The organism is uncultured Methanobrevibacter sp., from assembly GCF_905235195.1.
Taxonomy (GTDB): Archaea; Methanobacteriota; Methanobacteria; order Methanobacteriales; family Methanobacteriaceae; genus Methanarmilla.
In genome coordinates, this window is record NZ_CAJOKH010000065.1 from 1 (window position 1) to 7,667 (window position 7,667).

Below are 7,667 nucleotides of genomic sequence, written 5' to 3' on the forward strand. Positions count from 1 at the left end.
TTCAATTTCTTCAACAGAATATAAATTATTTAATTGAATTTTAAACGGATTATTATAAGAAGTACCCACATTATTAAAAGTTTCATCCCTATAAATATTAAATTGAGAATCACCTAACAAACAAGAATCCTCAAAAGAATAATAAATTTTTATATTACTAGACTCACCATTTAAATGTTTAAAAACAAAAAATTTTTCATCATCAGACATATTAAACAACACCCTAAAATGATAAATAATTTACAATAAATTGCTCAAATATATTAATATTAATATTAATATATAATACACTTAATTTATTTAAAACTATTCACTAAGTCAAATTTGCTCTTTCAAAAATTTATATAATAAAATTAAGTTCATTATTTATATTCAATAATTAGTTAAATATTTATCATTAAAAGTTACTGTTCCATTTCATTAGAATAATTCATTAATATGCACTAATATATGTCTTTAAAGTGGATTAAAAATAATTAATAAAATTTATATTTTATACAACTGAACCAATCTAAAAAGAATATATAAAGAAATTAACAGAAAAAAAATAGATTAATAATTGAAAATTTAAAGCTTAGAATATATAAACAAAATCAGAAGGATTTTATGATTTAATGAATTTATATTAAAAATAAAATACTATAATAATATAAAGTGAGTATATAATATTATGATAAAATAATATTATTAGTAGGTGAAAATATGATATATAAATGTCTTGTATGTGGTCACATACATAATGAAGAAGCAACTGGAACTTCACTTAAAGATTTAGCTAACTGTCCCATCTGTGGTGCCGATTATACTAATTATGTTGAATTTGAAGAAGAAAGATCAACAGAATCATATGATGAAAAAAATATAGATTTAGCATATCCAAAAGAATTTGCAAAAAGTGATGCTAGTATAAGAGGAATGAATGACATACATGAAATGGCAATATCTGGAAAGTCATTAGTATCAGCAATGTATACAGAACTTCCAATGCCTAATTGGGATGATATATTAATACTAGGATCTCAAATTAATCCACAACCCCTAGAATCAGATGTAGATGTAAACACTCAAACAGTTATTGGAAAAAATGCTAAAAAGCCACTAATAATAGAAACTCCAATCTATATTACTCATATGTCCTTTGGTGCATTATCAAGAGAAAATAAGATTTCACTTGCTAAGGCATCAGCAAGGGTTAAAACTGCTCAATGTAGTGGTGAGGGAGGAATATTACCTGATGAGAAGAAAAATGCATATAAATATATTTTTGAATATGTTCCAAATAAATATTCTGTTAGTGAAGAAAACCTTAAAAGTTCTGATGCTATAGAAATAAAAATAGGTCAATCAACAAAACCAGGTCTTGGAGGACAACTTCAAGGTGAAAAAGTAACAGAGGAAATTGCAAAAATTCGGGGAAAGCCTCTAGGAGCAGATATACATTCACCTGCAAATATACCAGAAATCAATTCTAAAGATGATTTAAAAGAACTTGTAACATATCTTAGAAAAACATCAGAAGGTAGACCTATAGGAATAAAGATGGCTGCAGGTAAAATAGAAGATGACCTTGAATATGTATTAGATTCTAAAGCTGACTTTGTAACAATTGATGGAAGAGGAGGATCTACTGGTGCTAGTCCAAGACTTATACGTGATTCAACTTCAGTTCCAACAATATATGCATTAAGTAGGGCTCGAAAATTCTTAGATGAAAATAATAGTGATATAACATTAAATATCACTGGTGGTTTTAGAGTATCTTCTGATTTTGCAAAAGCTCTAGCTATGGGTGCAGATGCAATAGCGATTGGAACTGCTGCATTAATAGCATCAGCTTGTCAACAATATAAAATATGTCATACTGGTAATTGTCCTGTAGGTGTTGCAACACAAGATGATAAATTAAGAAAAAATTATCATATTGAAGCTGCAGCTAAAAGGGTTGAAAATTATCTTAATGTTTCAACTGAAGAGCTTAAAACATTTGCAAGAATAACTTCACATACTGATGTACATGATTTAAATATTAATGATTTAACTACATTTAATAGTGAAATCTCAGATTATACATATATTTCCCATGTTTAATTAAGAAAAGAAGTATTGTTTTTTTTATAAACCTCTTTTTTTTATTTTTTAAAATAGTATTCTATATAAGACTATTTTTACTTTATTATTATACTAGTATTTTACATAATACAATTTCTTTAATATTTTTAAAATAGTATTCTATATAATACCATTTATTACAAAAATTAAAAATTTGATGCAATTTTATATATTAAGAAAGAAAAAATAATATAAATTTAATAATTTGGAAGTGGTAATATTAACATTTTAATCGACCCATTATTATTTTTACAGTTTATAAGAGAGCTTACAGGAGGAATTTTTAATTCTTTCTTCCTATTTTGTTCAATTTTTGGAGAGGATTTTCCTATTTTAATATTAATAACTCTCGTATACTGGTGTTTAGATAAAAAATTAGGAGAATTTTTAATCATATCACAGGCAGGTGCATATTTAGTTAACGGCTTTTTAAAGGTTTTTGCCTGTGTATATCGTCCATGGATTCTAGACTCTAGAGTACATCCGGTAAAAGAAGCTATTACTACTGCAACAGGATATTCGTTTCCAAGTGGCCATACTACAAGTGCTACAACCTTCTTTGCAGGAACAGTATTAAGAGGAAGACTTTCTAAAGGATTGAACATTGTTTTAATCATATGTTTATTACTTGTTGGATTTAGCCGTAACTATTTAGGAGTACATTCCATATTAGATGTAATTTTTGCAATCATCTTTACATTAATGGTACTGTTTGTATTTTCTAAATTATTTGATAAACTTGAAACTAATCCAAATTTAGACATTATTATTTCAGTAGTAGGTATAATAATTTCAATTTTAGTAGTAATTTATTCCTTAACAAAGTCATATCCTCTAGATTATGATGCTGCAGGAAAATTAATTGTAGACCCTGCAATATTAACCATTGATACATTTAAATCTGCAGGTTTTGCTGTAGGTATCTTTTTTAGTTGGCCTATTGAAAGAAGATTTATTAAGTTTTTAACAGATGGAACAGTTGAAACTAAAGTATTAAGGTTTATATGTGGATTTATAGCATTAGAATTTATTATTAATGTTATTTTACCAATAATCGGCGAAACACCAATTGGAGGCTTTTTACAATACTTTTTAATAATGGTTTTTGTAATGTTAATTTATCCTATAATATTTAAATTCTTTGAAAATAGAGCAAATAAAGTTTAAATTTAAATTTTAATCTAAAATAAAATTATTAATATAAATAATGAATCAAATATTTAAAAGATTCATATTTGATTTAATTTTAATTTACTCAAAAAAAAGGTTTAAATAATTATTTATTTGATTAATAAATAAAGAATTTTATCTCTTTTTCAATACAAAAAAAATTTTTATAGTTTTTATAAATGAAAATTATGAATAAATTTATTTACATTATAATTAAAATATTATTAAAAATTAAATTTTTTTTAACTATACTTAAAATTTTATAATATTTATATATTAGTTTAAAGATAATAATATTAAAAAAAATTTGTATTTAAACTGTCAAAATATTTTAAAATATTAGAAGGATTACTAATGGTTCAAAGAGAATTATATTTAGAAAAATTAAGACAACTAAAAGATAAAGACATAATTAAAGTTATAACCGGAGTTAGACGTTGTGGAAAATCCTATCTTTTAGAACTATTTATTAAGGAATTAATCAATAATGGTATAAAGCAAGAGAACATTATTTTAATTAACTTTGATTCGGGAAAATATAATAATATAAATGAATATTCCTCTTTAGATGAACTTGTGTTAAAATTAACAGAAAAGATAGAAGGTAAAGTATATCTATTTTTTGATGAGATACAAAATGTCAAATTTTGGGAAAAAAGTATTGTTTCTTATTATGTGGATTTAGATTGTGACATTTATATTACAGGTTCTAATTCTAATCTTTTATCCGGAGAACTATCAACACATTTAACTGGAAGATATATTGAAATAAAAATATATCCTTTTTCTTTTAATGAATTTTGCGAGTATAAATTAGAGAATATGGAAATAGACAAGACCAATGAAGACTTAATTAAATTTTATAAACAACAATGGTTAGACGAGTTTATAAGGTATGGATCTTTTCCATTTTCATTATCAATTAATAAAGAATATAAACTAAATTATATGCAAGACATCTTTAATTCAATTTTATATAAGGATTTAATTGAAAGATATTCTGTTCGTGATGTAGCAATACTAAATAAACTAATTATTTTCTTATTAGATAATGTAGGCAATATTTTTTCTGCAAATTCAATAAGTAATTTTTTAAAAAAGGAAAATATTTCAATTAGTTCATTAACTATACAGAATTATTTAAAATATTTTGAGAATGCATGTATTTTTAATAAAGTCTTAAGAGAGGATATTAAAGGAAAAAAAATTTTATCAACAAACGAAAAATATTATGTTGTAGATATAGGTTTTATTCATGCAATAAGGGGAATTAATCAAGTTCAAAAAAATAGAGGCCATATTATTGAAAACATTGTATATTTGGAACTTGTAAAAAGAGGATATTCAGTTAGAATAGGAAAACTTAATGGTAGTGAAATAGACTTTTTATGTAAAAAATCAGATGAAGTATTTTATATTCAAGTTACTGAAAGAATACATGAAGCAAATAGAAATAGAGAATTTGATCCATTGTTAAAAGTAAAAGATGTTTATCCGAAATATATAATTAGTGAAGATGTAGAAGATAAATCTAATAATGGAATAAAACACATTAATTTATTAGACTTTTTAATTAACTTTTTAGATTAACTAATACTAAATTATTACAATTATAAAATAAAATTTTAATATTTAATATTTTTAAAATTCTTTGTTTTATAAAAAAAAACTTCAAATACCTATATTTATAATATTAAAAATAATATATAAAATTATAAAATATTATAACTAATTTTAAATTAAATTAAATAAAATAATGAATATATATTATAAGAAATTTAAATTATAAACAGAATACTTTGGTGGCAAATAATGGATAATACAAATATTGAACTAATTAGCGGAGATCCAAAAAAGCTATAATAAAATTAAGTATTCCTATATTTATTGCATTAATTATTTCATTACTTTATGATTTAATTGATACAATCTGGGTAGCTGGTTTAGGTCCTAAAGCACTTTCTGCAATGGGATTTATATCACCCATATATTTGTTTTTAGTAAGTATAGGTGTAGGTATTGGTGCAGCTTCAAGCTCTTTAATTTCTATAAGTATTGGTGCTAAAGATCATAAACATGCAAATAATGTAGGTCTACATGCAATCTTATTAGGAGGAATATTATCCATTATCCCTGTATCTTTAGTCCTATTTTTCTTGAAGCCCCTTTTAATATTTATAGGAGCAGGAAATGTTCTAAGCTATGCAATAGATTATAGTCAAATCATATTTTTATTCTTATTTGTCTTTATATATTCAAATCTAGGATCATCTTTTTTTAGAGCTGAAGGTAATGTAAAAAGAGCAACACGGGCAGTGGTTTTAGGTTCAATTTTAGATGTAATATTAGACCCTATATTTATTTATACTTTTAATTTAGGAATGAAAGGTGCTGCAATAGCAACAGTATTATCTGTTTTAATTTCTTGTATAATAATGGCTTATTGGTTATGGATTAAAAAGGATAACTATCTTGAATTATCATATAAACATTTCAAATTAGATTACAATATTATAAAAGAAATTATTAGTCTTGCAATCCCTACTACCTTAGAAACAACAATATATTCATTATTAAGTTTATTTATAAATTATTTTATTATGCAAGTGTCTAATCATGTATCAGTAGCAGTATTTACATCCTCAAGCCAAATACTTCAATTTACAACTATGCCCTTAACTGCTATATCAACAGCACTTTTAACCGTTGCAGGTGTTTCTTATGGTGCTAAGAATTTTGAAAACCTAAAAACTGCACATTCTTTTACAATTAGAATAGGTTTTCTATTAGCAATAATATCCTCTGGCATAATGGTTATATTTTCATCACCTATTGCAACAGTCTTTAGTTATTCCAGTAAAAGTGTAGGATTAGCACCCCAAATTGCATCAACATTATGTATATTAAGTTTATATGTTATATCAATTCCACATGGGTTAATGTCATCTGCACTATTCAAATCAATTGGAAAAGGAACATATTGTTTAATTCTCACTATTATTAGATCACTTTTACTAGAGGTAGTGTGCGCATATTTATTCTGTTTTATATTTGGATGGGGTTTAACTGGAATATATACAGGTTTAATAATCGGAAGTTTCTTAGGTTCAGTAGTTGGATATGTGTGGGCTAAAGTATTTATTATTAACAAATTAGAACATAAACAGTTTAAAGAATATATTCATGAAAAGAGGATGTACAAGTAATTTTATAAAATTTAATTTAGATTTAAATATTTAAGAATTATAGGGAAAATTTAAATTAAATATTAAAAAATTCTTTAGTGTTTTTAGTAACCTGGTCTGCAAGCACTTCACAATCAATATCCATTTCATAAGCTATTCTATTTAAAATATGAGGCAAATATTTCGGTTCATTTCTATGTTTTTTAGGTTTAGGTTTTAAATCCCTAGGTATAAGAAATGGACCATCAGTTTCAATCATTAATCTCTCTGGAGGAATATGTTTTACAGCTTCTCTTAATTCATCACCACGGCGTTCATCACATATCCAACCTGTAACACCTATATAACATCCTAGTGAAAGATAATCTTCAACTTCATATTTATCTCCTGTAAAACAATGAACTACAGATTTTTTCGCCACATCTGGAAATTGTCTAAGTATTTTAGAAAAATCATAGTATGATTCTCTATCATGTAGAAATACAGGCATTTGAAGTTTATCTGCTAATTCCAATTGATTTTTAAACCATTTTCTTTGAATATTTTGAGGTGAAAAGTTTCTGTTATAATCAAGGCCACATTCACCAATTGCAACTACAGATTCGTTTTTTGCTAAATCTTCTAATATATTTAATGTATCTTCATCACAATTTTTAGCATCATGAGGATGAACACCTGCTGTTGAATATAAAACACCAGGAGATTTAGATGCATACTCAAATGCTTCAATACTTGATTTAATACTAGATCCTGTGATAATTGCTTTTTCAACACCCACTTTAGCCCCATTTTTTATTATATCTTGCCTATCCTTATTATAGGATTTGTGCATTAAATTTAATCCAATGTCTATAAGTTTCATAATCTCACATTACCCTTACTACAAATTTTTTATTTATAAATCAAATATACAAGTAATAAAATTAATATAATTTTAAATTATATTAAATAAGATATTAAATGTTTATTTAAATATAAATATTTAATAAATATTATAATGCTTATAAAATTAATTTTACCTTATAATGTATTTGTCAATTTGTTAGTTGGTAATTTTGTTTTTGTGATTTTTTAGATTAAAATTTTTGATTTTTTGCTTTTTGAGAAAAATTTTCATAAAATATATATTACCTATTTTTTTTACAAAATTTTTTTCTTATTAAATTCGTTCTTTTTCATATTTAATTATATTTTTATTAGTAA

General features: G+C 24.4%; 6 protein-coding genes. 4 read left to right on the plus strand and 2 right to left on the minus strand.

All coding sequences use genetic code 11. From position 1 onward, the window contains the following. On the minus strand, positions 1 to 210 hold a 210-nt coding region (locus QZ146_RS07800), incomplete at its 3' end, for a hypothetical protein (protein WP_295723278.1). Positions 211 to 702: 492 nt separating this feature from the next. Here QZ146_RS07800 and QZ146_RS07805 point away from each other — a divergent pair. The 4 genes from QZ146_RS07805 (at position 703) to QZ146_RS07820 (ending at position 6,485) form a co-directional block, all read left to right on the plus strand. Beyond that, positions 703 to 2,088, plus strand: coding sequence for a glutamate synthase-related protein (locus QZ146_RS07805; protein WP_295723280.1), 1,386 nt, complete (start codon positions 703 to 705; stop codon positions 2,086 to 2,088). Positions 2,089 to 2,502: 414 nt separating this feature from the next. Then, the gene (locus QZ146_RS07810; RefSeq protein WP_295723286.1) at positions 2,503 to 3,276 is read left to right on the plus strand and encodes a phosphatase PAP2 family protein; all 774 of its coding nucleotides are present in this window, start codon (positions 2,503 to 2,505) and stop codon (positions 3,274 to 3,276) included. A gap of 357 nt (positions 3,277 to 3,633) precedes the next feature. Then, positions 3,634 to 4,869 (plus strand): ATP-binding protein, encoded by a 1,236-nt coding sequence (locus QZ146_RS07815; RefSeq protein WP_295723282.1) that lies wholly within the window; start codon positions 3,634 to 3,636, stop codon positions 4,867 to 4,869. A gap of 296 nt (positions 4,870 to 5,165) precedes the next feature. Then, positions 5,166 to 6,485, plus strand: coding sequence for an MATE family efflux transporter (locus QZ146_RS07820; RefSeq protein WP_295723288.1), 1,320 nt, complete (start codon positions 5,166 to 5,168; stop codon positions 6,483 to 6,485). 55 nt (positions 6,486 to 6,540) lie between these two features. Here QZ146_RS07820 and QZ146_RS07825 read toward each other — a convergent pair whose 3' ends face one another. Further along, positions 6,541 to 7,329 (minus strand): TatD family hydrolase, encoded by a 789-nt coding sequence (locus QZ146_RS07825; RefSeq protein ID WP_365316922.1) that lies wholly within the window; start codon positions 7,327 to 7,329, stop codon positions 6,541 to 6,543. Positions 7,330 to 7,667 lie beyond the last annotated feature (338 nt).

What these genes read in the sequence shown, in the direction of transcription:
- QZ146_RS07805 (WP_295723280.1), top strand. Translation starts at nt 703, where the DNA reads ATGATATATAAATGTCTTGTATGTGGTCACATACATAATGAAGAAGCA.
- QZ146_RS07815 (WP_295723282.1), top strand. Translation starts at nt 3,634, where the DNA reads ATGGTTCAAAGAGAATTATATTTAGAAAAATTAAGACAACTAAAAGAT.